Genomic DNA, 24376 nt, shown 5'->3' with positions numbered 1-24376 from the left:
CGAATAAGCGGGGCCGCCGGCTTCAGTGTGCGAACCGGCGCCGCCCGGGAGATGAGTACGCCCCTACTCATCTCCGCCACCGGTCGCGGAGCCGGGGGCCCGGTGTTCAGAGGAGATAGCGGGCCAGGTCGGCGATGGGGTGGGGGCGGGAGAGCAGGTCGCGCAGGGAGTCCAGGTGGGGGCAGTCGTAGGTGGCGAGGCCGGTCTCGTCGATGATCCGCTCCCAGGTCGGGTCGTCGCCCGCGGCGGCCTCCAGACGGCGCAGGATGCTCACCCCGTCGACCTCCCTGGCCAGCAGGGTCAGCAGGTGCGGCCACTGGACGGCCAGCGCGGCGAGCTTGGCGACCTCGCCGTCCGAGGCGGGGATCGCCCCGGCCAGGGCGCGACGGTAGGTCAGGAACGAGTAGAAGCGGAAGACGTTCACGTACCGCTTGATCTCGCGCGGGTTGAAGAAGGTCAGCGCGGGGAGCACGAACTCGATCGCCAGGTAGGCGTTCTCGTCGCTGTAGAGGTCGTCGAAGACCCGGTCGGCGGCCTCACGGGTCGCCGCGCACAGGCCGCCGACGGCGTCCGAGCACTCGATGCCCAGGGCGTCCTGGGCCAGCCGCGCCGCCTCGTCGAGTGTCGTCGTGGTCGGGCGCAGTGCCCAGATGGCGTCCTGCAACCGGCTCACCTGGACCGGGTCCGGCGGATCGGCCGCCCACGAGCCCGGTGCCGGTTGCGATCCCGTCAGGTCCGCCGGTGGGGGCGGTCCCAGCGTCTCAACCGGCGCCCACAGTTCCAGCCTCCGCGCGCCCGGCGTGTGCCGCCCCTGCACGGCCGCTCCCGACCGCGCGGCGGTGCCGGGCGAGCCCGGCGCGGCCGCGTCGTGCGGGAAGGGCCGTGCGGGAGGCAGGGGACCGCGCGAACGCGGTCCGGCCGGATCCGGGGGCGGGTCGAGCCGTTCCAGGGCGGCTGGGGGACCCGCCGGACGCGGTCCGGCCGGATTCGGTGTCCGTATGGCGCCCGGGTCACCCGGTCGTACGGTCTTCAGGTCGGGAAGGGCGTCCGCGGGCCGGACGGTGTCGGCGACGCCGAGCAGCGCCCGTACGAAGGCGGGCAGCCGGTCGGCGTCGTCCAGCAGCGGCACGCTCAGCGGTAGCTGCACGATCTTCTCCAGGAACCGCCAGCCCAGGCCGGACCGCCCGCCGGTGGGCAGCGTCCCGGCCAGTTCCGGATAGGCGGCCTCGACGTGCGCGACGACCACCTCCGGCTCCATGGCCAGCACGAACACGCAGTTGGGGAACTCGCCGGCGAGGAACAGGTTGATCGCCTCGATGACCTGCGCCACCGTTCCGGACGAGCAGCGGTCCAGGTCGTCCACGAACACCACCAGCGGGCGCTCCTCGGTGGCGACCAGGTTCAGGACCTGTCGCATGTCGGTCTGCACCAGGTGCAGGAAGCCGGTCTTGGACCGGTATCCGGGAGCGGTCGCGCCCTCGCCGCCCGCCCCGTCGGCCGCGCCCGGGCCGAGCAGGTCGGGTTGCGTGACCAGGCCGCGGAAGGCGTTGTCCGCCGACTCCCCGAAGAACCGGGCCAGCCGCAGCGCGCCCGCCCCCACCACGGCCGCCGCGCCCGCCGAGCCGACGGCCGCCGCGGCGTTTCCCAGCAGGGAGCCGAAGGCGGGCAGCAGCGCGGCGGCGGCCAGCAGCGCCCCGGTGAGGACGAGGGTGGCGACCAGGCCGAGGGCCACCGGGGCCAGGCGGGTCAGCGCCAGCTGGTAGGCGCGGCCGCGGACCGCCTCCCGGTCGATCCTGGACAGGTTCAGCTCCAGCCAGAACCGCTCCCGCTCGGCGCGGGGCAGCCGCCGGGTGACCTGACTGATGATCTCGTGTGCCAGTCCGGCCCAGACCTGCTCGCCGTTCTGGTACATCCACGGGTTGAACCAGACCGTGGGCCGCCAGTCCGCCCGCCGCAGCGGGAGCGGGTCCGGCTCCGCCCGTCCGGCGCTCCCCCTGGGGCGCCGGCCGGTCCTGGCCAGTACCTCGGCGTTGGTCAGCGCCCGCTCCGCGCGGGAGCCGGGCAGGTGGATCGGGGCGGGATCGTCTCCGGCGGCCCCGGGGTCCAGCAGGTCCTGGATCATCCGCATCAGGGAGGTCTTGCCGGTGCCCCACGGCCCCTTGACGCCGATCGTCAGCGGGGGCCGGGTCTCGGGGTGACGGACGAACGCGGCGATGGCCTCGGCGTAGACCCGGTGCCCGAGCTGGTCCTCGGTGGTCCACCGGTCGGCGGTGAGCCTGGCCCGGGGCCGCACCGTACGGAGCCCGGCCCGGTGGCGGCGGAGCAGCGCCGAGGTCTGCGCCCGTTCGGCCACCGAGAGCCGCGAGTGGCCGAACCTCCGCACGTCCGGATGGACGAACGTGGTCGTGTCGCCCAGCAGGCCCCACTGCCTGAGCTCGGCGGCGTCGCCGAGGATCTCGTCGATCGGCTCGCCCTCGTCGAGCAGGGCGGCCCTGCGCAGCAACTCCCTGGCCGGCTCGCTCAGGTGGAGTTCGTAGACCCGCCGGACGATCTCGATCCCGCAACTGGGCGGGGTGTGGTCGCCGAGCCGCGCCAGAGCGCGGGTGAAGGCGGCGTGCGGGGCGGCGGTGTCCCTCGCCGGGGTCAGGGCGACACCGGCGACGGCTCCGTAGGCGATCAGGATGGGGGTGCGGGCGGCCGAGACCGCCGTGTAGCGGGCGAGCGCGTAGGCGTGCAGGTCCCCGACGCTGATCGCCCCGTCACCGTCGAGGTCGGCGGCCCGCGTCAGCAGGCCCTCCGCGATGACGTCGGTCAGCGTGCGCACCGGGCCGGGTACCGTCTCGTCGAGCCTCAGCGTGAGGGTCAGCGCCGCCGCCGCCACCTTCGGCTCCCCGGCCACGGCGAGCTGCCTGACCGGTTCGGCGGAGCCGTCGAGGGCGCTCCAGCCGAAGTCCACGATCAGCAGTACGGCGGCCGCCAGCGACTCGCCGACCTGCCGTCCGAACGTGCCGATCATCGATCCCAGCTGTCCCGAGGTCCAGCCGCCGTCGGCGGGCAGCCGGATCAGCAGCAGGTCCCCCTCCCGCGCCGAGCGCAGCAGGTTCCACACCCGCTCGCCGTCCGCGTTCGCCCCGCCGCTGCTCTCGGCGTCGACGGTGAACCCCTCGGCGCGCAGCGCGCTCGCCAGCCGCGCGTCCGGCCGCCCGGCACCGGGCCCCGCGGCACGCGGATCGGTGGGGGGGCCGGGGGACGGCGTGCCGGCCCGGTCGTGTGGCGGGGCCGGGTGCGGGGCGGGAGTCCGGGGCGGGAGCGTGTCCGGCGGGGAGTCGAGGAAGACGAGAGCTCGGCGGGTGCCCACCCGGGGCGCGGTCTCGAAGACTGGATTCGCGAACGCGAGTCCCTCGCTCAACGGTCCTCCCGATCCGACGACGGTGAAGATTCCACTGTGGACGCGTCCGGCGGGACAGATGGCGATCTTGGTGATAGGCCGACCTGGTTTGGCGGATCTTTGTCCTCCGGTTCGCGCAAAGTTTGCGCTCAAGGAGTCTCGGCGTTCATGTGAGTTCGATCGGCTTGCGGCGTACCGTGAGGGACGACGAGGAGGGGCCATGCTTCGCCGCACGTTTGTGCGCACCGGATGTCTGACCGCCGGTGCGGTTCTCGCGGGCTCGCTCTGGCAGGGGGTCGCGGGTGCCGTCGCCCCGAGCTTCGAGGGCCCCTACGGTCCGCTCGGCGAGCCCGACGCCAACGGGGTCGCGCTGCCCGAGGGGTTCACCAGCCGGATCGTCGCCCGCACCGGCCGCCGGATCGGCGGGCTGCTCTGGCACCCGGCGCCGGACGGCGGCGCGTGCTTCCCCGACGGCGACGGCTGGATCTACGTGTCCAACTCGGAGATCCCGCTGCTCGGCGGGGCGTCGGCCATCAGGTTCGGGCCGGACGGGGCCGTCGTCGGCGCCTACCGCATCCTGTCGGGCACCAACCTCAACTGCGCGGGTGGCCGCACCCCGTGGAACTCCTGGCTGTCGTGCGAGGAGGTCTTCCGCGGCCGGGTCTTCGAGTGCGACCCCTACGGCTCGCGGGCCGCGATGCCGCGCCTCGCCATGGGCCGGTTCAAACACGAGGCCGCGGCCTGCGACCCGGAGCGGCGGGTGGTCTACCTCACCGAGGACGAGCCCGACGGCTGCTTCTACCGGTTCCGGCCGGTCTACTGGGGTGACCTGACCTCGGGCACCCTGGAGGTGCTCTGCGCCTCCGGCTCGGGCACGGTCACCTGGCGGCGCGTGCCCGACCCCGGCGCGCTGCTGAAGGCCACCCGCGACCAGGTCGCCGGCGCCACCCGCTTCTCGGGCGGGGAGGGCTGCCACTACGCGGACGGCGTGTGCTTCTTCACCACCAAGGGCGACAACCGGGTGTGGGCCTACGACACCGAGAACGAGCACCTGGGTGTCGTCTACGACGCCGACGCCCCGCTGAACGGTGTCGACAACATCACCGGCACCCCGTCCGGGGACCTCTACGTCGCCGAGGACGGCGGTGACATGGAGATCAACCTGATCACTCCCGAGCGGGTCGTCACCCCCGTCCTGCGGATCGCGGGCCACGCCAGGTCGGAGATCACCGGACCCGCTTTCTCACCGGACGGCGGCCGCCTCTACTTCTCCTCACAGCGCGGCGCCCGCGGTGACGCCGCCGGCACCGACGGCGTCACCTACGAGGTCACCGGCCCCTTCCGCCGCTGAGCGACGCGGCCTGTTCGACCACCTCGGTCAGCTCCTCGCGCAACCCGGCGAAGAGCGGGTCGGTGCGGGGGTGATCCCCGTACGGCACGGCCGAGGCGCGGTCGGAGACCACCCGGCCGGGCCTGCCGCTCAGCGCGAGCACCCGGGTGCCGAGGTAGACGGCCTCGTCCACGCTGTGGGTGATGAAGACCACGATCGCTCCGGCCCGCAGCGCCAGGGCTCGCCAGAGGGTGCGGCCGGTGCCCGGCCCCGGCTCCGAGGACGCTCACGCGACAAGCGCGGGGGCCGCCAGCCGGGGAAGGACGAAGTCGCCCACCCGCCAGGCCTCCTCCAGGTGCGGCCAGCCGGACAGCACGAACTCCGACAGGCCCAGCTCGGCGTATTCGCGGAGGCGCTCGGCGACCTCCGGGTAGCTGCCGACCAGCGCGGTACCGGCGCCCTCGCGGACCAGGCCGACCCCGGCCCAGAGGTTGGGGGAGATCTCCAGGGATTCGGCGGAGCCGCCGTGCAGGTCGGCCATCCGGCGCTGTCCCACCGAGTCCATCCGGGCGAACCGCGCCTGGGCGGCGGCGACCCTGCCGGGGTCCATGCCCGTGAGCAGCCGCCTGGCGTACGCCCAGGCCTCGTCGGCGGTGTCGCGGGCGATGACGTGGAGCCGGATGCCGTACCGGAGTTCGCGGCCCGCCTCGGCGGTGAGCCTCCGCATCCGGGCGACCCGCTCGGCGATCATCGCCGGGGGCTCGCCCCACATCAGGTAGACGTCCGCCCCGGCGGCGGCCACCCGCTCGGCGGCGGGGGAGGCCCCGCCGAAGTAGATGTCGGGGGTGTCGAGCAGTGGCGTGGCCAGTCCGCCGCCCGCCACCCGGTAGTGGGTGCCCCGGTGGTCGAACGGCTCGCCGGTCCAGGTGCGCCTGAGCACCTCGATGAACTCGCCGGTCCGTTCGTAGCGGGCGTCGTGGTCGAGGAAGTCGCCGTAGGCGCGCTGCTCCTGCGGGTCGCCGCCGGTGACCGCGTTGAGCAGCAGCCGCCCTCCACTGATCTGCTGGAAGGTCTGTGCCTGCTGGGCGAAGAGCGTCGGCAGGGTGAAGCCGGGCCGGAAGGCCACCAGCAGCTTGAGCCGCTCGGTCCGCGCCGCGACCGCGCCGCACGCCACCAGCGGGTCTGGGCAGCCCGCCCCGACCGGGGTCAGCGCCGCCTCGAAGCCCGCGGACTCCGCGGCCCGGGCCACCTGGGACAGGTAGTCGAGCGTCGCGGGCCGGTCCGCGGCGGCACCCGCCGCGACGGTGGTCGTGGCGGGCCTGACGTGGTGGCCGTCGCCGGTGGTCGGCAGGAACCAGTGCAAGCGCATCTTCGCCTCATACGGAGCTCATACGGAACGGGCCGGTGCTCCCCCCGATATTAACCACATAATACCGATCTATAAAGAGGGAATTAGGGTGGAGGTGGGGTGAGGAAGCCCACTGGCCGAGTCTCGCCGCGTGGCGCCGTCGACGACGGCGGGCCTGGTCGGGGGTGGTGAGCGGCCGAGGCGGGATCGGATCAGAGGTCGCGGACCCAGATCTCGTCGACGATGTCGCCGCGCTGCTCCTTCTCGACGAGCTCGAAGCCCGCCGCCCGGTAGATGCGCCTGGCGCCCAGCAGCACGTCCCTGGTCCACAGCCGCATCCGCCGGTAGCCCGCGGCCCTGGCGAAGCGCACACACTCCGCCACGAGCCGGCCGCCGATGCCCATGCCCCGCGCGGACGGCTCGACCAGCAGCAACCGCAGCTGGGCCGTCTCGTCGTCCTTGCGCACGCAGAAGACGCAGCCGACCCGCTCGCCGTCCACCTCGGCGATCCAGCCCGCCTCGCGCGCCGGGTCGTGGTGGTCCACGTAGTCGGCCGCGACCCTGGCCACCAGCGCCTCGAAGTCCATGCCCCAGCCCTGCTCGGAGCTGTAGAGCGTGCCGTGCCGGTAGATCACCCAGCCGAGGTCGCCCGGCCGCAGCGGGCGCAGGAGGTAAGGAGAGCCCGTCCTCGGCTCCCGGCCGAGGATCTCCTCGATGGCCGCCATGCTCGCGACCAGCCGCCCGCGGTCCTCGTCGGTCACCCCGGCCAGCAGTTCGCGCACCTCTTCGGCCGCGCGCCCGTCGAAGAGCGCGAACCTGGCCCGGCCCTCGTCGGTCAGCTCGACGACCTGCCGCCGCGCGTCGGTGGCGGACCGCTTCCGGACCACCAGCCCGTCGCCCTCGAACCCGGCGAGCATCCGGCTGAGGTATCCGGCGTCGAGCCCGAGCAGCCGCCGCAGGTCGCCGGTCTCCATGCGGTCCGCCCGGTCCAGCTCGAACAGCACCCTCATCTCGGTGAGCGAGTAGGGGGTGTCCAGGATGCCCTGGTGAAGCACGCCGATGAGCCGGGTGTAGAAGCGGTTGAAGGCCCGGACCTCCGCCACGTGTCTCTCCATGCTTGACAGCATCAACGATTTCATTGACCAGGTCAATGAAATGGCGGGGATCTTTCCGGGCAGGCGACTGTGAGATCGCCGGCCGACTGCGCTAACTTCGAATTTTGCCTTGGAACGGACGATGAGCTGGGACGGCGAGTGCCGTGCCCACGGCGGGAGCATGATGGCTGAGGTCGCGTACATCGGTGGGTACACCCCGGACACCGAAGGATCCGGGCCGGGGATCACCCTGATAGAGCTGGGGAGCCTCGCCCGGCTCGGAGAGACGCCCGCCTCGGGGCCGTCGTTCCTCGCCGTTCACCCGGTCCTCCCGATCCTGTACGCGGTGGGGGAGAGCGAGCGCGGTACGGTCGGCGTCTTCGCCCGCGCCGACGACGGCAGGCTGAGCCCGCTCGCGCAACGGTCCAGCGAGGGAACGGCCCCCTGCCACCTGGCGGTGGACCCCACCGGCACGCGCCTGGCGGTGGCCAACTACGGCGACGGCACCCTCAGCGTGCACGGCATCGACGGATCCGGCCTGCTGACCGACACGTGGATCTTCCCCTACCGCGAGGGGGCCCACGCCCACCAGGCGGTCTTCGGCACCGACGGCGTGCTGTACGTGAGCGACCTGGGCGCCGACGAGATCCGTCGCTACCTGGTCGGTGACGAGGTGGTCCCGCATCCGGAGGGACCGGTCAGGCTCGCGTCCGGCATGGGCCCCCGGCACATGGCCACGGCGAGCGGCCACTGGTACGTGGCGGGGGAGCTGGACGGTACCGTGCGCGCCTACGACGCCGAATGGCGCGAGATCCACGTCGTCCCGGCCAGCGGGAGCGGGGAGCGGAACCAGCCCTCACACCTGGAGGCCCGCGGTGAGCTCGTCTACGTCGCCAACCGGGGGCCCGACACGATCTCGGTCTTCGCCGGCCCCGAGTTGAGGCCGGTCGCGGAGGTCGCCTGCGGTGGCGCCTGGCCGAGGCACTTCGCCATCGCCGACGGCCGCATGTACGTGGCCAACCAGCGCTCGGACGCCGTCGCCGTGCTCCCGCTGAAGGACGGCGTCCCACGGCCCGCGGGAGAGCTCTTCGCGGTCGGCACCCCGTCCTGCGTGCTGCCGCTGCCCTGAACCGCCGGTGAGGAGGGGATCGGTGGTCCCGGGCGGGTATGACCCATGAGGTGGCCGGGGAGTCCGGAGTCCGGGGTCCGGCCGGCGCGCCTGATCTGCCCGTGATGTGCGCGACCCCGTCCGGAACCGGACCTCGGGCCCGGTAGAGGCGCTCATATGTCGCTTCTCTGCCGATCGAGGGAGGCGACATGTGGTGACTAGTTCTATTTGGTCTAGACCACTGGCGCATCTGACGGCAGAATGCGTTCCGTCGGTGGCGGAAATCCGTCGCCGACCGGCCCATGCCCTTTAGTCTGATCATCTTGGCTCGGACTCATAACCGGAGGATGTCATGCGTATCGGAGTGCTCACCGGGGGCGGCGACTGCCCCGGCCTGAACGCCGTTATCCGCGCTGTCGTGCGTAAGGGAGTGGGCGTCCACGGGCATGAGTTCGTCGGGTTCCGCGACGGCTGGCGGGGTCCCCTGGAGGGCGAAACCATGCCGTTGGACATCGAGGCCGTACGCGGCATCCTGCCGCGCGGCGGGACGATCCTGGGTTCGTCGCGGACCAACCCGATCAAGATCGACGGTGGTGTTGAGAAGATCAAGGAGAACCTCGCGAAGGGCGGGGTCGACGCGCTGATCGCGATCGGCGGCGAGGACACCCTCGGTGTGGCCAAGCAGCTCTTCGACAAGGGGGTGAAGGTCGTCGGCGTGCCCAAGACGATCGACAACGACCTCAACGCCACCGACTACACCTTCGGCTTCGACACGGCGGTCAACATCGCCGTCGAGGCCATCGACCGCCTGCACACCACCGCCGAGTCCCACCACCGCGCGCTGATCTGCGAGGTCATGGGCCGTCACGCGGGCTGGATCGCCCTGCACGCCGGTATGGCGGGCGGTGCCAACGTCATCCTCATCCCGGAGAAGCCCTTCGACATCGACCGGGTCTGCGCCTACGTCGAGTCCCGCTTCAAGACGAAGTACGCGCCGATAATCGTGGTCGCGGAGGGCGCGCACCCGGTGGAGGGCCAGATGACGCTGCAGGCGGGCGAGCTCGACGCCTTCGGCCACGTGAGGCTCGGCGGCATCGGCGAGAACCTCGCCAGCGAGATCGAGAAGCGCACCGGCAAGGAGGCCCGCACCACGGTGCTCGGCCACATCCAGCGTGGCGGCACCCCCACGGCCTTCGACCGGGTGCTGGCCACCAGGTTCGGCCTGCAGGCCATCGACGCGGTGCAGGACGGCGACTTCGGCAAGATGGTCGCCCTCCAGGGCACCGAGATCGTGCGGGTGGGTCTCGACGAGGCCACCAAGGAGCTGAAGACCGTGCCGGTCGGCCGTTACGAGGAGGCCGAGGTCTTCTTCGGCTGAGGCGTCAGTGCGGTCCGTCGCGGAGAGTGGCCGACTGCAAGCGTTCTGCAAGTGGCCGGCCCTAGCCTCCTGACCGGGCGGCCGGCCGCCTGCGATTCCCCTCCATGTACGGCTTGCGCCCTGACCGAGCGGCCCGGCGGGCGCAGGCCGTACATCATCGCTCTTGGGAATCGAACAGGGAACGGCCCTTCGGCACCTGAGCGGCGGGCGGGGTGACCGGCTCGTGCAGCCGGGCTTCGGCGCGGCGGTTCTCCAGCCTGGCCAGCAGGGCGGCGTCGTGGTCCAGTTCCGGCTGCGACGGCGACAGGATGACGGTGAGCAGCAGGCCGATGGTCAGCAGGCCCAGCACGGCCAGCGTGGGCAGCATGAAGTCGATGCCCTTGGCCCCTCCGAGCGGCGCGGGTGAGAGCCGGGGGCGCACCTCGAGCGCGAACATGCCGGTGTAGTGCATGCCGCAGACCGCCAGGGCCATGATCATCGCGGCGCCGCCGGTGGCGAGCACGCCGCTGACCCGCAGGCTGAACCAGAGCGCCACGATGGACGCGGCGATCGCGATCGCGACCGAGATCCCGACCAGCGTCGGATCGTAGGAGAGGTGGGCCGGCATCCTCATCGCGAACATGCCGATGTAGTGCATGCCCGCCACGCCGAGACCGGTGAGCACGCCGCCGGAGACGAGCGGCACGAACCTCTCGCCCCGGTAGGAGACCAGGAACAGGCCCACGCCCACCACGACGACGGCCAGGGTCGCCGAGCCGATCGTCAGTGGCACGTCGTAGCGGATCTGGCCGTCACCGACGGAGAAGCCCATCATGGCGACGAAGTGCATGACCCAGATGCCGGTGCCGCCGATGGACAGTGCCCCGCCCACCAGCCAGCGGGCCCGTGCCGCCCCCACCGCCTCACGGGCTCTGGCGGTGAGCAGGAGTCCGAGCATGCATCCGACGCTCGACATGACGTAGGCCAGCGCGGGGGTGAGCAGGCCGTAAGAAAAGTGATCTACGTGGGACATGTTCCAGTTTTTCGTGAGAGAGAAATCGGTGGATTATTGCAGTACGCCGCTTTCTTGCTGAGAGGTAGGGCTGGCGGGTGACCGGAATCGAGGGGCCGTTCTGGCGGGCGGTCGCGGTGTTCCGCGTCGCGTCCCTTGGCTACGCGGCGGTTCTGCTCATCCGTGCCGGGGGGTACGCCCACCCGGCGACCGGCTGGCTGGTGATCGGCGTCATGGCGCTGTGGACCGTGGGGACGATCTTCGCCTACTCCGTCGAGGAGCTCCGCGGCCGGCCGCTGCTCGCCGCCGACATGCTCGTGACCGTGGGCTGCCTGCTCGCCACTCCGGCGGTGCAGGGCGCCTACCAGGAGGGCAGCCTGCCGATCACCGGCACCTGGATGGGCGGCGCGGTGCTCGCCTGGGGTGTGTACGGCGGACGGCGGGCGGGGGCCGTGGCCGCGTTGATCGTCTCGCTGGCCGACCTGTGGCTGCACGGCGTGCCCGGAGGCGGCTTCGAGACGCTGCCGATCAACGGCACCGTCCTGCTCTTCCTCGCCGGGACCGTCGTCGGGCACGTCGCCCGGCTGGCCAAGAAGGCCGAGGAGCGCATGGAGCGGGCGATCGAACTGGAGGTCGCGGGACGGGAGCGGGAGCGGCTCGCCAGGGGAATCCACGACTCGGTGCTCCAGGTGCTCGCGCTGGTCCAGCGGCGCGGGCAGGAGATCGGCGGCGAGGCGGCCGAACTGGGCAGGCTCGCGGGTGAGCAGGAGGCCGCCCTGCGCGAGCTGGTCAGGCTCAGGCCCGAGGCACCCGCCGCGGGCACCGCGGACCTGTGCGCCCTGCTGCACAGGTACGGTTCGGCCACGGTCACCGTCTCGGCCCCGGCGACCCCGCTGGTCCTGCCCGCGGCCACCGCGGCGGAGATGGCCGCCGCGGTCGGAGCCGCCCTGGACAACGTCGCCCGCCACTGCGGGGCACGCGCGCCCGCGTGGGTCTTCGCCGAGAGTGACGACGGGCTGGTCACCGTGACCGTCAGGGACGAGGGGCCGGGCATGGCACCCGGACGCCTGGAGGAGGCCGCCGCCGACGGGCGGCTCGGCGTCGCGCAGTCCATCCGGGGCCGTGTCGCGGACCTCGGCGGCACGGTCAGTGTGATCTCCGCTCCCGGCCGGGGCACCGAGATCGAGATGTCGGTGCCGACCGCCTAGACGCGCCGGTGGGCGGGCCGGGCCGCCCGGCGGACGGACACCTCCGGAGGAACGGGCCTAAGGTAAGCCAATGCGCGTGATGGTGGTGGACGATCACCCGATGTGGAGGGACGGGGTGGCCAGGGACCTGGCCGAGGCCGGATACGAGGTGGTGGCCGCGGTCGGGGAGGGGCGGCAGGCGGTCCGGGTGGCCGCGGCGGTCCGGCCCGAGCTGGTGGTGCTGGACCTGCGGCTGCCCGACCTGCCGGGGGTCGAGGTGGCCAGGAGGCTGGCCACCTCGGAGCCGCCGCCCAGGGTGCTGGTGCTGTCGGCCAGCGGCGAGCAGGAGGACGTGCTGGAGGCCATCAAGGCGGGAGCCTCCGGATATCTGCTGAAGTCCGCGAGCAAGGAGGAGTTCCTCGACGCGGTCCGGCGCACCGCCGGGGGCGACGCGGTCTTCACCCCCGGGCTGGCCGGGCTCGTGCTGGGGGAGTACCGGAGGCTGGCGGCCAGATCCGCGCCCGAGGCGACGCCCCGCCTGACCGAGCGGGAGACCGAGGTGCTCCGCCTGGTCGCCAAGGGGTTGTCCTACAAGCAGATCGCCGAGCGTCTCGTGCTCTCCCACCGGACCGTGCAGAACCACGTCCAGAACACGCTGAACAAGCTTCAGCTCCACAATCGGGTGGAACTGGCCCGCTACGCCATCGAGCAGGGCCTCGACGAGTCGTAGTCCCGACTAAAGTAACAAGGTCGAGAGGTTGTCTTTGCGTCAACGCGCGAGAGACTTGACGAAGCCCTACTGCGAAGCCCCTCATATCCCCTCGAAGCTCTACCGGAGGTTGCACCATGACCATGTCCGCCTTGGGCGAGCCCTGCGTTCTGCTCAAACTGGGCGAGGTCGTCCTCAAGGGCAACAACCGTGAGCTCTTCGAGCGGAGGTTGCAGGCCAACATCAAGGCCGCTCTGAAGGATGTCGGCGTCAAGGTCGACGTCCGGCAGCGTCACGGCGTCATCGCGCTCTTCCTGCCGGACGGCACCGAGGTCGAGGTCGCGGACACGGTCGCCGAGCGTGTCTCGTACATTCCCGGGCTGGTCTGGATCCACCGCGCCTGGCGGGTGGCCAAGGACCCCTCGGCGATCACCAAGGCCGCCATCGAGTTGCTGGCCGACCGCGACGACGTCAGGCGCGGCGTCTCCTTCGCGGTCCGCTCCCGCCGCCGCGACAAGCGCTTCCCGCTCACCTCGATGCAGCTGGACCGCTCGGTCGGCGGCGAGCTCAACGACATCTACGGGCTGCCGGTCGACCTGAAGCGCCCCGAGCTGGTGGTCTCCATCGAGGTCGATCGCGACGAGGCGTTCGTCTTCACCGGCGGGCTGCCGGGCCAGGGCGGGCTGCCGGTCGGCACCAGCGGCCGGGGCCTGGTCCTGATGTCCGGTGGCATCGACTCCCCGGTGGCCGCCTACCGGATGATGCGCCGCGGCCTGCGCGTCGACTTCCTGCACTTCTCCGGCATCCCCTTCACCACCTCCGAGTCCATCTACAAGGCGTACGCGCTGGTCAGGGCACTCGACAGGTTCCAGGGCGGGTCCCGGCTGTGGGTCGTCCCCTTCGGCAAGGCCCAGCAGTCCATCAAGGCCTCCGGCCAGGACCGCCTGGCGGTGATCACCCAGCGCCGTCTGATGCTGAAGACCGGCGAGGAGGTCGCCCGCCGGCTGCGCGCCGGTGCCCTGGTCACCGGCGACTCCCTGGGCCAGGTCTCCTCGCAGACCCTGCAGAACATCACCGCCCAGGACGACGCGGTCGACATGCCGATCCTGCGGCCGCTCATCGGCCTCGACAAGACCGAGATCATGGCCGAGGCCCGCCGCATCGGAACTCTGGCGATCTCCGAGCTGCCGGACGAGGACTGCTGCTCGCTGCTGGCCCCCCGCCGCGCCGAGACCGCCGCGAAGGTCGCCGACCTGAAGAAGATCGAACGTCGCCTGGACGCCGAGGAGCTCGCCGTCCAGCTCGCCGGATCCCTGCAGGAGTACCGGCTCGACGCCTGAGATCGGATCTCCCGGCCCCGGGGCGTGTCCGGGGCCGGGGGCCGCGGCGAGCGGGTGGGTCAGGCGGGGGCCAGGGCGTCGACGGCCGCGACCTTGCCCAGCAGCGGCGGGAACCGCTCCATCACCCGGGCCAGTTCGTCCAGGTCGCCGTCGACCAGCGCCTGGGGGCCGTCGCAGAGGGCCTGGTCGGGGCGCGGGTGGACATCGATGATCACGCCGTCGGCACCGGCCGCGATGGCGGCGCGGGTGAGCGGCAGGACCAGGTCGCGGTGGCCGCCGGAGTGGGACGGGTCGACGATGACCGGCAGGTGCGACAGCCGCTGGGCGAGCGGCACCGCGGAGACGTCCAGGGTGTTGCGGGTGGCGGTCTCGAAGGTGCGGATGCCCCGCTCGCAGAGCACGACGTCGAGGTTGCCGCGCTGGGCGATGTACTCGGCGGCCATCAGCCACTCCTCGATGGTGGCGTTCATCCCGCGCTTGAGCATCACCGGCTTGCCGGCGGCGCCGACGGCCTGGAGCAGCGCGAAGTTCTGCGCGTTGCGGGTGCCGACCTGGAGCATGTCGGCGTAGGAGGCCACCAGCGCCACGTCGCCCGCGTCGACGACCTCGGTGACGACCGGAAGCCCGGTCTGCTCGCGCACGTCGGCGAGGATGCGCAGGCCGGCCTCGCCGAGCCCCTGGAAGGCGTACGGGGAGGTGCGGGGCTTGTAGGCGCCGCCGCGCAGCAGGGTGGCCCCGGCCGCGGCGGCCATCCGGGCGGCCTGCAGGGTCTGTTCGGGGGTCTCCACCGCGCACGGGCCGGCGATCAGGGTCACCGTGCCGGGACCGATCGGCACACCGCCGACGCGGACCGTGGACCGCTCGGGGTGGTTGTCGCGGCTCACCAGCTTGTACGGCGCGCTCACCCGCATCACGTCGGCCACCCCGGTCATGCCCCGCAGGTCGAGGGTGGTGAACTGGGCGACATCGCCGACCAGGCCGATGATCGTGCGGCTCACGCCCCGGCTGACGAACGCCTCGCCGCCCGCCGTGCCGATGACCTCCACGATCGCCTCGACGTCCTGCTCCGTGGCGCCGGGTCCCATGACGATGACCATGTCTCTCCCTCTTCGACGGCCCCGGCCGGTCCGGCCGGCTCCGAGGTCTGTGGTGTGTTCGATGAAGGCCGGGAAAAGCAGAAGGCCCCGAGTCCGAAACCGGACCCGGGGCCTTCTGTTCGCCAGGCTGTCAGCGCAGCATCTGGTGGCGAACGGTCCGACTCACGGGTCCGTCGCCATAAAAAAACCAGAACGCTGTACGCATAGTGGGAAATGATAGCGCACGGTCAGAGCGACTCCGTCCCGTCAGGTGAAAGAACGTTATTCGGTAGCCGCCGAGGCGGCGGGAAGTCCGCGATGGCAGGATTACCACGTGCCATAGGGGAACGGCGGAGGGAGTGATGGTGGAGCAGTCCGAACCTTCGTGGGAGGAGCCTCGTCTGCCTCCGGGCCAGTACGTCCCCCGGGGCCGACCGGTGATCCACTACGGCCGGGTGCCCCGGTTCCGCCCGGAGACCTGGCAGCTGCACGTCATGGGGGCGACGGCCTCGGGTGAGCAGCACCGTTTCACCTGGCCCGAGTTCTCCGCGCTGCCGCGTACCACGGTGGTGGCCGACTTCCACTGCGTCACCAAGTTCTCGATCATGGGTAACGAGTGGGGCGGGGTGTCCGCGGCGACGCTGATGGAGGTCGCCCCGCCCGCACCCGAGGTGAGGCACGTGATGATCTGGGGTGAGTACGGCTACAGCGCCAACGTGCGGATAGGCGACTTCGACCGCGCACAGACGATGTTCGCGCTGGAACTGGACGAGAAGCCCATCGCCCTGGAACGCGGGTTCCCGGTGCGGATGATCGTCCCGCACCTGTACGCGTGGAAGAGCGTCAAGTGGGTGCGCGCCGTGGAGTACCTGCTGGAGGACAGGCGCGGCTTCTGGGAGGAGCGCGGCTACCACAACATCGCCGACCCCTGGCGCGAGCAGCGCTACTCCTATCAGGAGGAAGCGGGCGAAGGCCCACCCTGATCGGTCCGTGATCGGCGTTCGCCCCCGATCTCCGGGGCGGGTTGACTACGGTTTTCCGCATGTCGACCACGGGCTGGGTGCTGCTCTGCGCCTTCAGTGCCCTTCTCGGACTCGTCCTTCCCCGTCCGCGCCGGCGGCACCCGGACCGGCAGGGCGGTCCAACGGACGAGGCCACCTTCCTGACACTGCACATCGCGGCGATGGCGGCTCCCTCGCTGCGGGCCGGGCTCACCCACGAGTCCGCCCGTAAGGCGGTCCGCCACCTTCGCACCCTGCTGGGCACCAGTGCCGTCGCGGTCGCCGACGGCGGCGGCCTGCTCGCCTGGGACGGCGCGGCGGGCTGCCACCGCGACCACGCGCCCGAGCACGCCAGGATCGTCCTGGCCTCGGCGCGCCCGCACGTGGTGACCGGGGAGGCGCCGGCCTGCGACGCGCCGGGCTGTGCCACCAGGGGCGGGGTCGTCGTACCGCTCACCGTCGACGGGCGGGTGGTCGGGACGCTCGCCGCCTATGACGCCGTGGTGAGCGTGGCACTGGTGCGGACCGTCACCGAGGTCGCCAGGTGGGTCTCGGGGCAGCTGGAGCTGGCGGAGGTCGACTCCTCGCGGCGGCGGACGATGGAGGCGGAGATGCGGGCGCTGCGCGCCCAGATGTCTCCGCACTTCGTCTACAACGCGCTGACCACCATCGCCTCGTTCGTCCGTACCGACCCCGAGCGGGCGCGGGAGCTGCTGGTGGAGTTCGCCGACTTCAACCGGTACGCGCTGCGCCGGGCGCGTGACTTCACCACCCTCGCCGAGGAGCTGCACTGCGTGGACCGCTACCTGCTCCTGGAACGTGCCAGGTTCGGCGACCGGCTCCGTTTCACCCTCAGGGTGGCGCCGGAGGTGCTGTCGGTCTCCGTCCCGTTCCTCTGCCTGCAGCCGCTGGTGGAGAACGCGGTCAAGCACGGCGTGGCCGCCGCGGGACGTCGTGGAGAGGTGCGGGTGGTGGTCAGTGACGCCGGGGCCGAGGCCCACATCAGCGTGCAGGACGACGGCCTGGGCATGCCGCCCGAGCGGGCCAGGGGGCTCCTCGACGGCTCCGTGCCGCCGCCGGGAGAGGAGGGCGGTATCGGGCTGGCGGGCGTCGACGTGCGGTTCCGCCAGATCTACGGCGAGGACTACGGGCTGATCGTGGAGAGCGCGCCGGGCGCGGGCACGACGGTGCGGCTCCGCGTTCCCAAGCTCCACCCCGCCAGTAGCTATTTGTAGTCAAACTATTACCCGAAGTTGCCATGAGGCTTGCGGCGGATGTGGTTCAGAGGGCAGCGTGGGGTCATGTTGCGAGTCCTGGCCGTTGACGACGAGGTCCCCGCCCTTGAGGAGATCGCCTATCTCCTCCGCCAGGACCCCCGTATCGAGCACGTCTCCACGGCCGCGAGCGGGGTCACCGCGCTTCAGGACATGGTCCAGATGCTCGGCACGGGCGAGCGGCTGGACGGGGTGTTCCTCGACATCCGGATGCCGGGACTGGACGGCCTCGACCTGGCCAGGCTCATCGCGGGTTTTCCCAACCCGCCCCGGCTGGTCTTCGTCACCGCCCACGAGGAGTGCGCGGTGCAGGCCTTCGAGCTGGAGGCGGTCGACTACCTGCTGAAGCCGGTCAGGGCCGACCGGCTGGCCGAGGCGGTACGGCGCCTGGAGTCCATGATCCCGGCGACGGCCGAACCCGTGCCGGAGGACGTCATCCCGGTCGAGCTCGCGGGACGGACGCGGTTCGTGCCCCAGCAGGCGGTCTGGTTCGCCGAGGCGCAGGGCGACTACGTCCGGCTGCACACCGACGAGGGCAGCTACCTGGTCCGCATGTCGCTGGCCGCCCTGGAACGGCGCTGGGCGGGATCGGGGTTCATCCGGGTGCACCGCAGCACGCTGGTCTCGGTGCGGCACGTGAGCGAGCTGCGCTTCGACGGCGGCAGGGTGATGCTCCGGGTGGGCAACGAGACGCTTCCGGTCAGCCGCCGGCACGCCCGCGAGGTCCGCGAACGGCTGGTCCGCCAGTTCCGTGACCGCCCGGCCGTCCCCGGCGTGGTCCGGGCCAGGCCCCTGCCCTCCGCGCCCGCCCTGCGGTAACCGCGGCACGCCCTCCACGGCCCCGCACGGTGATTCGCGCCCGTGCGGGCCTCCGGCGGCCGTTCCACGGTCGCCGTCCTTCCCGTGCGTCCCCGCTCGCCGTCCGACCCGGTGCCTTCCGCGCGCCGTTCCGCGGTCGTACGGCTCATCGGCGTTTTCCGGCACGGGGCGGGTCGCAGGGGTCCCACGAGCCCCCGATCGACCGTTCGTCGCCCGCCGTGTGCCGCTCGTCGTGTCGGCACTCTCCGCACATCGACAACTACTGACCGTTAATCGCGCTGGCGGGAAAGCGCCGCTCGCTCGTCTGGACGCGCCTCTAGTGTTCCCTCATCGGAGAGCGAGACCCGCCGGATCAGGGGGGACAGGGCCGTAAGGCTCGCACAGGACCTGATGCGCGGACACGGGGTGACCGCCGGCATCCGGCCACCGGGTCCTTGACCGGAAGGGGGAGGGGTCGCCGCTCTCCGAGTGCGACGGGACGCCCGCGTTAGCCAGCGGGCCGGACCGTGATCCGGCCACACGGGGGCGGCCGGATCACGAGGACGGGCGTCCCGTCCGACCTTCGGGAAGGTCAGGACCCCGCCCGGTCGCGGAGCCTCTTGAGCGCCTCGATGTCCTCGCGGTGCTTCTCGGCGCCGCCCGGTGTCTCGATGCAGAACGGCACCCCGGCCATCACGGGATGGCTCAGCATGTCGGCGAAGGGCTCGGCACCGATGTGGCCGGAGCCGATGTTCTCGTGCCGGTCCTTCCTGGAGTCGCACACGTCCTTGGAATCGTTGGCGTGGACCAGCCTGAGCCGTCCGGGGGCGATCGCGTGCAGGGCCTCCAGAGTCTCCTTGACGCCCTCGGAGGTCGACAGGTCGTGCCCGGCGGCGAAGGCGTGGCAGGTGTCGAAGCAGACCCCCGCCTTGGGGTGCCAGTCGAGGGCCGCCAGGTAGGGTTCCAGGTCCTGGACCGTCGCGCAGAGCACCGCGCCCTGCCCGGCCATCGGCTCCAGCAGCAGGTCGGGCCCGTCGTCGGGGATCTCGTCCAGGAGCGGCAGGAGATGTTCACGCAGCTGGCGCAGTGCCTCGTCGCGGGACTGGCTCACCGCCGACCCCGTGTGGACGACCACTCCCTTCGCGCCGATCGCGTGGCCGCGCAGCAGGTTGTGCCGCACGGTGGCCACCGACTTCTCCAGTGTCTCCGCGCTGGGCGAGCCCATGTTGACCAGGTAGGGCGCGTGCACGAAGGAGAGCACGCCCGACTCGAGGAGCTTGGCGTCCTGGGCGGGGTCGCCCACGGCGAGCGCCCAGCCACGAGGGTTGGTGACGAACACCTGGATCATCTCGGCACCGATGTCGGAGGCGTAGCGCAGCCCGCCCTTGGCGAGGCCGCCGGTGACGGAGACGTGTCCGCCGATGGGGGAAAGGGAAGTCATGGTGACGCCAGTTTAGGCGCCGCCCCCGGCGCTTCACAGCCGACAGGCCGCCCAGCCGACCTGACCTCCCCGCACTCCGGGGCGAGGTGACCGGTGAGGCGCGCTCAACCGCGTCTTCCAAGTCTTCCAAGGAGAACCGAGCGCCGGGTACCAGCGGGTTTGGAGTATGTTGCGGAAATCTGCGGCAAACCCTTGGCACAGTTTGGGGTGCTTGTCGCTGGACTGTACGCGCCGGTGGTGTGTGTACTGCTCCCATGTCTAACCCGCACTCCGCGCCGCAGGTCGCGGGGCTGGCCGCCTTCAACGCGCTGGGCACCGAGGAGGCCGAGGCCGAACTGCTGGCCTGCTGCGCCTGCCGGGACTTCGCCGCGCGGGTGGCGGCGTCACGCCCCTACCGCGGCCTCGACCGGCTGGCCGAGGTCGCGGAGGCCACCGTGCGGAGCCTGGACTGGTCTGGTGTGCACGAGGCGCTGGCCGCCCACCCCAGGATCGGCGAGCCGCCCCGCGAGGGTGGCCCGGCGGCCGGTCGTTCCGGGAGGGAGGGTGCCTGGTCCCGCCGCGAGCAGTCGGGGGTCGAGGCGGCGGGGCGGGAGGTCCTGGACCGGCTGGCGGAGGGCAACCGCGCCTACGAGCGGCGGTTCGGCCACGTCTACCTGATCTGCGCCACCGGCCTGTCGGCCGAGGAGATGCTGGCCCGCCTCACCGAGCGGCTCGGCAACGACGAGGACACCGAGCGGAACGTGGTCAGGGCCGAGCTCGCGAAGATCACTCGCCTTCGGCTCGGGAAACTCCTCGAAAGCGGCCACTCGTCTCCGGGACCGGCCACATGAACTCCGCGCTCCCCGAACCCACACTTGCGGAAGGTCCAGTATGAGTCTGTCCACGCATGTGCTCGACGCCGCCCTGGGCAGACCGGCGGCGGGTGTCACCGTACGCCTGGAACGGGACGGCGAAGTGCTCGCCGAGGGCGTCACCGACGCCGACGGGCGGATCGCGGGATGGACGTGCGGGGCCGGCGTCCACCGGCTGGTCTTCGAGACCGGGGAGTACTTCGCCGCCCGCGCGGTGGACGCCTTCTACCCGCGGGTCTCGATCGACTTCACGGTGGCGGACCCGGGGGAGCGCCACCACGTGCCCCTGCTGCTCAGCCCGTTCGCCTACTCGACGTATCGAGGGAGCTAGCATGCCCGTCGTTCTCGGACCCAACCGCTACGGCAAGGCGGAGACCCGCCTGGTCCGTGTCGTCAGGGACGGTGACGTCCACCACATCAAGGACGTCACCGTCGGCTCGGCGCTCTCCGGTGACATGGAGGCGGTCCACCTCACCGGCGACAACGCCGCGGTCCTGCCGACCGACACGCAGAAGAACACCGTGTACGCCTTCGCCAGGAAGCACGGTGTCGCCCAGATCGAGGACTTCGCGATCCTGCTGGCCCGTCACTACGTGGACTCCCAGCCCACGGTCCACCACGCCCGGGTGGAGATCGAGGAGTACTTCTGGGACCGGATCCCGGGAGCCTCGGGAGCCGAGGGCGGGCGGCACTCCTTCGTTCGCTCCGGCGGGGAGACGCGCACCTGCGTCGTCCACCACGACCGGGACGGCACCACCACCGTGGTCTCCGGGCTGAAGGACCTGGTGGTGCTCAACTCGACGGGGTCGGAGTTCTCCGGTTTCGTCCAGGACGAGTACACCACCCTGAAACCCACCGGGGACCGTGTCCTGGCCACCGAGGTCTCGGCCCGCTGGCGGCACCTGCCGGGAGTGTCCCCGTACGGGGAGTCCTACGACGAGGTGCGCCGCTGCCTGCTCGGCGCGTTCGCCGAGACCTACAGCCTGTCGCTGCAGCAGACGCTCTACGCGATGGGCGAGCGGGTGCTGAACACCCGGAAGGAGGTCTGCGAGGTGCGCCTGGCGATGCCGAACAAGCACCACTTCCTGGTGGACCTCACCCCCTTCGGGCTGGACAACCCCAATGAGGTGTTCTACGCCGCCGACCGTCCCTACGGGCTGATCGAGGGCAGTGTGCTCCGCGACGACACCCCCGACGCACGCTTCGCCTGGGAGTGATGACCATGGATTTCCTGCGACCCGCCACCTGGGCGGAGGCGCTGGCCGCCAAGGCGGACCGGCCGGAGGTGGCCCCCATACAGGGCGGCACCGACATGATGGTCGAGCTCAACTTCGACGTGCGAAGGCCCGCCGGGCTGCTCGACCTGAACCGGATCGCCGAGCTCGCGACCTGGAGCGAGGAGGCGGACGGCAGGCTCAGGGTCGGTGCGGGCGTGTCGTACGCCCGGCTGATCGCCGAGCTGGGCGACCGGCTGCCGGGTCTGGCCCAGGCCTCCCGCACCGTCGGCTCGCCGCAGATCCGCAACCGGGGCACGGTGGGGGGCAATCTCGGCGCGGCCTCGCCCGCGGGGGACAGTCATCCGCCGCTGCTCGCGGGGGACGCGGTCATCGAGGTCGCCTCCGCCGCCCGGGGCGTGCGGATGATCCCGGCCGCGGCCTTCTACCTCGGGGTCAAGCGCAACACGCTGGAACCCGACGAGCTGATCAGGGCGTTCTGGATGAGCCCCGCGAGCGGCCCGCAGTACTTCTCCAAGGTCGGTACCCGCAACGCCATGGTGATCGCGGTCTGCTCGTTCGCGATCGCGCTCCGTCCCGCGGAGCGCCGGGTCGGCACCGGCATCGGCTCGGCCGCCCCGACTCCCCGGCGCGCCGTCGCGGCCGAGGAGTTCCTGGCCGCCGAACTCGACTGGGAGGCCCGGCTCGACCCCGCGCTGCTCGGGCGCTTCGGTGAGCTGGCCGCCGAGGCCGCCTCGCCTATCGACGACGTGCGCGGCACCGCCGACTACCGGCGCCACGCCATCGCGGTGATGGCGCGGCGCACCCTGACCTGGGCGTGGAACGAGCTGCGCTCCGGGCGCTTCGAGAGGAGGGCAGGCTGATGCGCGTCACCTTCACGGTCAACGGCCGCAGCGAGAGCGCCGACGACGTCTGGGAGGGCGAGAGCCTCCTGTACGTCCTGCGCGAACGAGTGGGCCTGCCGGGTTCCAAGAACGCGTGCGAGCAGGGCGAGTGCGGCTCCTGCACCGTCTACCTCGACGGGGTGCCCGTCTGCGCGTGCCTGGTCGCGGCGGGGCAGGCCGAGGGCCGCGTGGTCCGCACCGTCGAGGGACTCGCCGACGGCGACCGGCTCGATGAGGTCCAGGAGGCGTTCGTCGAATGCGGAGCCGTCCAGTGCGGTTTCTGCACCCCCGGCCTCGTCGTCCAGGCCCACGACCTGATCGAGCGGATCCCGCGCCCGTCCGACGCCGAGATCCGCGAGGCCCTGGCGGGCAACCTGTGCCGGTGCACCGGCTACGAGAAGATCCTCGACGCGGTACGCCTCGCCGCGGCCCGCAAGGCCGGTGCGGGTTCGGGGCCGCGCGGCGAGGGGAAGGGGTCTCGTTGAGCGCCGTCCTGATCGAGAACGTGCATATCGCCCCGGTCGTGGGCCCGGAGATCCCCGCGGGGCACATCCACGTCGAGGGTGACCGGATCGTGGCCCTCGGCGCGGGCCCCGCCCCGGCCGCACCCGGTGCGGTCAGGATCGACGGCACCGGCTGCCTGGCCACTCCCGGCCTGGTCAACACCCACCACCACCTCTACCAGTGGGCCTCCCAGGGGCTCGCCCAGGACGCCACCCTGTTCGAGTGGCTGACGGCGCTCTACCAGGTGTGGGCCGCCATGGACGCCGAGGTGGTGAAGGGCGCGGCGGGCGCGGGGCTGGGCTATCTGGCCCTGTCCGGCTGCACCACCTCCAGCGACCACCACTACATCTTCCCGAAGGGGCGCGGGGATCTGTTCGCCGCGGAGATCGAGGCGGCCCGGGAGGTCGGGCTCCGCTTCCACCCCGCCCGGGGCTCGATGGACCGGGGGAGGTCGCAGGGCGGCCTGCCGCCGGACGTGGTGGTCGAACGGCTCGACGAGATCCTCGAAGCCACGGCCGAGGCCGTCGACACCTACCACGACCCGTCCTTCTCCTCCAGGCTCCGCATCGCGGTCGCCCCCTGCTCGCCGTTCTCCGTCAGCGCCGACCTGATGACCGAGGCCGCCGCGCTGGCCAGGTCCAAGGGGGTACGGCTGCACACGCACCTCGCCGAGACCCTCGACGAGGAGGAGCACTGCCTGCGGCAGGTCGGGCAGCGCCCGGTCGACTACATGGAGAAGCTCGGCTGGCTCGGCCCGGACGTGTGGTTCGCCCACGCCGTCCACCTGAGCGACGGCGACATCGACGTCTTCGCCCAGACCGGTACCGGCTCCGCGCACTGCCCGAGCTCCAACGGCCGCCTCGGCGCCGGCATCGCCCGCGTCTCCGAGATGCTGCGCAGGGGCGCGAACGTCGGCCTGGGGGTGGACGGCAGCGCCTCGGCCGAGCTCACCTCGCTATCCGGCGAGATGCGCCAGGCCCTGCTGTTCCAGCGGGCCAGGTACGGGCCCACCGCGCTCACCGCCCGTCAGGCCCTGGAGATCGCCACCCTGGGCGGGGCGAGGAACCTGGGCCGGCAGGAGGAGCTCGGCTCGCTGGAGGTGGGAAAACTCGCCGACATCGCCCTCTGGCGCACCGGGGCCTTCGCCTCCGCGGTCGCCGACCCGGTCTGCGCCCTGGTCTTCGGCACCCGGCAGCCACCGCTGGCCCGGCTGCTGGTGGGCGGTGAGACCGTCGTCGAGGACGACGAGCTGCGCACCGTCGCCCAGGACGAACTCGGCCGCGCCGGTGGCGAGGCCCATCGCCGCCTCATGCGGCTGGCAGCCGAGCAGGGCTTCACCGCGGGCCAGGAGGTCGGCGGATGAGGACCGGGTGTCGGGGACGCCCGGCGGTGGATGTGATGATTGTGCTCCGTTTCACCGGGGTCAGGCATCCGCTCCC

The 24376-nt window shown here is 71.9% G+C and carries 22 protein-coding genes; 15 read left to right on the top strand and 7 right to left on the bottom strand.

All coding sequences use genetic code 11. The features are described 5' to 3' along the window. Positions 1 to 106: 106 nt before the first annotated feature. Positions 107 to 3409, bottom strand: a complete 3303-nt coding sequence (locus tag AB0J58_RS12420) for a P-loop NTPase fold protein (protein ID WP_364213973.1) — start codon at positions 3407 to 3409, stop codon at positions 107 to 109. 199 nt (positions 3410 to 3608) lie between these two features. On the opposite strand from AB0J58_RS12420, the gene AB0J58_RS12415 reads away from it, so the two are divergent. Next, complete coding sequence (locus AB0J58_RS12415; protein ID WP_364213970.1) at positions 3609 to 4739, top strand: alkaline phosphatase PhoX; 1131 nt, start codon at positions 3609 to 3611, stop codon at positions 4737 to 4739. On the opposite strand, the gene AB0J58_RS12410 is transcribed toward AB0J58_RS12415, so the two are convergent. The 3 genes from AB0J58_RS12410 to AB0J58_RS12400 form a co-directional block, all read right to left on the bottom strand. Then, on the bottom strand, positions 4717 to 4932 hold the full coding sequence (locus AB0J58_RS12410; protein ID WP_364213967.1) for a hypothetical protein: 216 nt from the start codon (positions 4930 to 4932) through the stop codon (positions 4717 to 4719). The genes AB0J58_RS12415 and AB0J58_RS12410 overlap by 23 nt on opposite strands. Before the next feature lie 72 nt (positions 4933 to 5004). Then, the gene (locus tag AB0J58_RS12405) at positions 5005 to 6087 is read right to left on the bottom strand and encodes an LLM class flavin-dependent oxidoreductase (RefSeq protein ID WP_364213964.1); all 1083 of its coding nucleotides are present in this window, start codon (positions 6085 to 6087) and stop codon (positions 5005 to 5007) included. 191 nt (positions 6088 to 6278) lie between these two features. Next, positions 6279 to 7181: a bifunctional helix-turn-helix transcriptional regulator/GNAT family N-acetyltransferase gene (locus AB0J58_RS12400; protein ID WP_364213961.1), complete on the bottom strand. Its 903-nt coding sequence runs from the start codon at positions 7179 to 7181 to the stop codon at positions 6279 to 6281. A gap of 109 nt (positions 7182 to 7290) precedes the next feature. On the opposite strand from AB0J58_RS12400, the gene AB0J58_RS12395 reads away from it, so the two are divergent. Both AB0J58_RS12395 and AB0J58_RS12390 read left to right on the top strand, forming a co-directional pair. After that, complete coding sequence (locus AB0J58_RS12395) at positions 7291 to 8289, top strand: beta-propeller fold lactonase family protein (protein WP_364213958.1); 999 nt, start codon at positions 7291 to 7293, stop codon at positions 8287 to 8289. 331 nt (positions 8290 to 8620) lie between these two features. After that, a complete protein-coding gene (locus tag AB0J58_RS12390) occupies positions 8621 to 9646 on the top strand; it encodes a 6-phosphofructokinase (RefSeq protein WP_364213955.1) in 1026 nt (341 codons plus the stop codon). A gap of 154 nt (positions 9647 to 9800) precedes the next feature. Here AB0J58_RS12390 and AB0J58_RS12385 read toward each other — a convergent pair whose 3' ends face one another. After that, a complete protein-coding gene (locus tag AB0J58_RS12385) occupies positions 9801 to 10658 on the bottom strand; it encodes an MHYT domain-containing protein (RefSeq protein ID WP_364213952.1) in 858 nt (285 codons plus the stop codon). 77 nt (positions 10659 to 10735) lie between these two features. Between AB0J58_RS12385 and AB0J58_RS12380 the strand changes: the two genes are divergently transcribed. The 3 genes from AB0J58_RS12380 (at position 10736) to thiI (ending at position 13873) form a co-directional block, all read left to right on the top strand. Beyond that, entirely contained in the window at positions 10736 to 11845 is a 1110-nt protein-coding gene (locus AB0J58_RS12380; RefSeq protein WP_364149450.1) for a DUF5931 domain-containing protein, read from the top strand. 70 nt (positions 11846 to 11915) lie between these two features. Further along, entirely contained in the window at positions 11916 to 12554 is a 639-nt protein-coding gene (locus tag AB0J58_RS12375) for a response regulator transcription factor (protein ID WP_343979714.1), read from the top strand. A 116-nt stretch (positions 12555 to 12670) separates the two neighbouring features. Next, positions 12671 to 13873 carry a tRNA uracil 4-sulfurtransferase ThiI gene (gene thiI / locus AB0J58_RS12370; RefSeq protein WP_364213949.1) on the top strand — a complete coding sequence of 401 codons (1203 nt, stop codon included), beginning with the start codon at positions 12671 to 12673 and terminating at the stop codon, positions 13871 to 13873. A 59-nt stretch (positions 13874 to 13932) separates the two neighbouring features. Here thiI and aroF read toward each other — a convergent pair whose 3' ends face one another. Next, complete coding sequence (aroF, locus tag AB0J58_RS12365; RefSeq protein ID WP_364213946.1) at positions 13933 to 14970, bottom strand: 3-deoxy-7-phosphoheptulonate synthase; 1038 nt, start codon at positions 14968 to 14970, stop codon at positions 13933 to 13935. 341 nt (positions 14971 to 15311) lie between these two features. Between aroF and AB0J58_RS12360 the strand changes: the two genes are divergently transcribed. From AB0J58_RS12360 to AB0J58_RS12350, 3 genes are all read left to right on the top strand, one after another. Next, the gene (locus AB0J58_RS12360) at positions 15312 to 15932 is read left to right on the top strand and encodes a molybdopterin-dependent oxidoreductase (protein WP_364213943.1); all 621 of its coding nucleotides are present in this window, start codon (positions 15312 to 15314) and stop codon (positions 15930 to 15932) included. 59 nt (positions 15933 to 15991) lie between these two features. Beyond that, positions 15992 to 17185: a histidine kinase gene (locus AB0J58_RS12355; protein ID WP_364213940.1), complete on the top strand. Its 1194-nt coding sequence runs from the start codon at positions 15992 to 15994 to the stop codon at positions 17183 to 17185. Positions 17186 to 17251: 66 nt separating this feature from the next. Further along, on the top strand, positions 17252 to 18043 hold the full coding sequence (locus AB0J58_RS12350; RefSeq protein ID WP_343979698.1) for a LytTR family DNA-binding domain-containing protein: 792 nt from the start codon (positions 17252 to 17254) through the stop codon (positions 18041 to 18043). 571 nt (positions 18044 to 18614) lie between these two features. Here AB0J58_RS12350 and AB0J58_RS12345 read toward each other — a convergent pair. Next, positions 18615 to 19463, bottom strand: coding sequence for a deoxyribonuclease IV (locus tag AB0J58_RS12345; RefSeq protein WP_364213937.1), 849 nt, complete (start codon positions 19461 to 19463; stop codon positions 18615 to 18617). A 254-nt stretch (positions 19464 to 19717) separates the two neighbouring features. On the opposite strand from AB0J58_RS12345, the gene uraD reads away from it, so the two are divergent. Genes uraD through AB0J58_RS12315 form a run of 6 tightly spaced genes read left to right on the top strand, consistent with a single transcriptional unit; the run spans position 19718 to position 24300 of the window. Next, complete coding sequence (gene uraD / locus AB0J58_RS12340) at positions 19718 to 20293, top strand: 2-oxo-4-hydroxy-4-carboxy-5-ureidoimidazoline decarboxylase (RefSeq protein ID WP_364213934.1); 576 nt, start codon at positions 19718 to 19720, stop codon at positions 20291 to 20293. Between the two features lie 40 nt (positions 20294 to 20333). After that, on the top strand, positions 20334 to 20645 hold the full coding sequence (gene uraH / locus AB0J58_RS12335; protein ID WP_364213931.1) for a hydroxyisourate hydrolase: 312 nt from the start codon (positions 20334 to 20336) through the stop codon (positions 20643 to 20645). Between the two features lies 1 nt (position 20646). Further along, positions 20647 to 21531, top strand: coding sequence for a factor-independent urate hydroxylase (gene pucL, locus AB0J58_RS12330; RefSeq protein ID WP_364213929.1), 885 nt, complete (start codon positions 20647 to 20649; stop codon positions 21529 to 21531). Between the two features lie 5 nt (positions 21532 to 21536). Then, the gene (locus AB0J58_RS12325) at positions 21537 to 22412 is read left to right on the top strand and encodes an FAD binding domain-containing protein (protein WP_364214117.1); all 876 of its coding nucleotides are present in this window, start codon (positions 21537 to 21539) and stop codon (positions 22410 to 22412) included. Beyond that, complete coding sequence (locus AB0J58_RS12320; protein WP_364213926.1) at positions 22412 to 22918, top strand: (2Fe-2S)-binding protein; 507 nt, start codon at positions 22412 to 22414, stop codon at positions 22916 to 22918. Before AB0J58_RS12325 ends, AB0J58_RS12320 begins: the two co-directional genes overlap by 1 nt. Continuing rightward, the gene (locus tag AB0J58_RS12315; RefSeq protein WP_364213923.1) at positions 22915 to 24300 is read left to right on the top strand and encodes an 8-oxoguanine deaminase; all 1386 of its coding nucleotides are present in this window, start codon (positions 22915 to 22917) and stop codon (positions 24298 to 24300) included. The genes AB0J58_RS12320 and AB0J58_RS12315 overlap by 4 nt, the downstream gene beginning before the upstream one ends. Positions 24301 to 24376: the final 76 nt, after the last annotated feature.

Origin of the sequence: Streptosporangium sp. NPDC049644 (assembly GCF_040675205.1) — a bacterium.
GTDB classification, from domain to species: Bacteria; Actinomycetota; Actinomycetes; order Streptosporangiales; family Streptosporangiaceae; genus Streptosporangium; species Streptosporangium fukuiense.
This window is presented reverse-complemented; position numbering and strand designations above follow the sequence as displayed.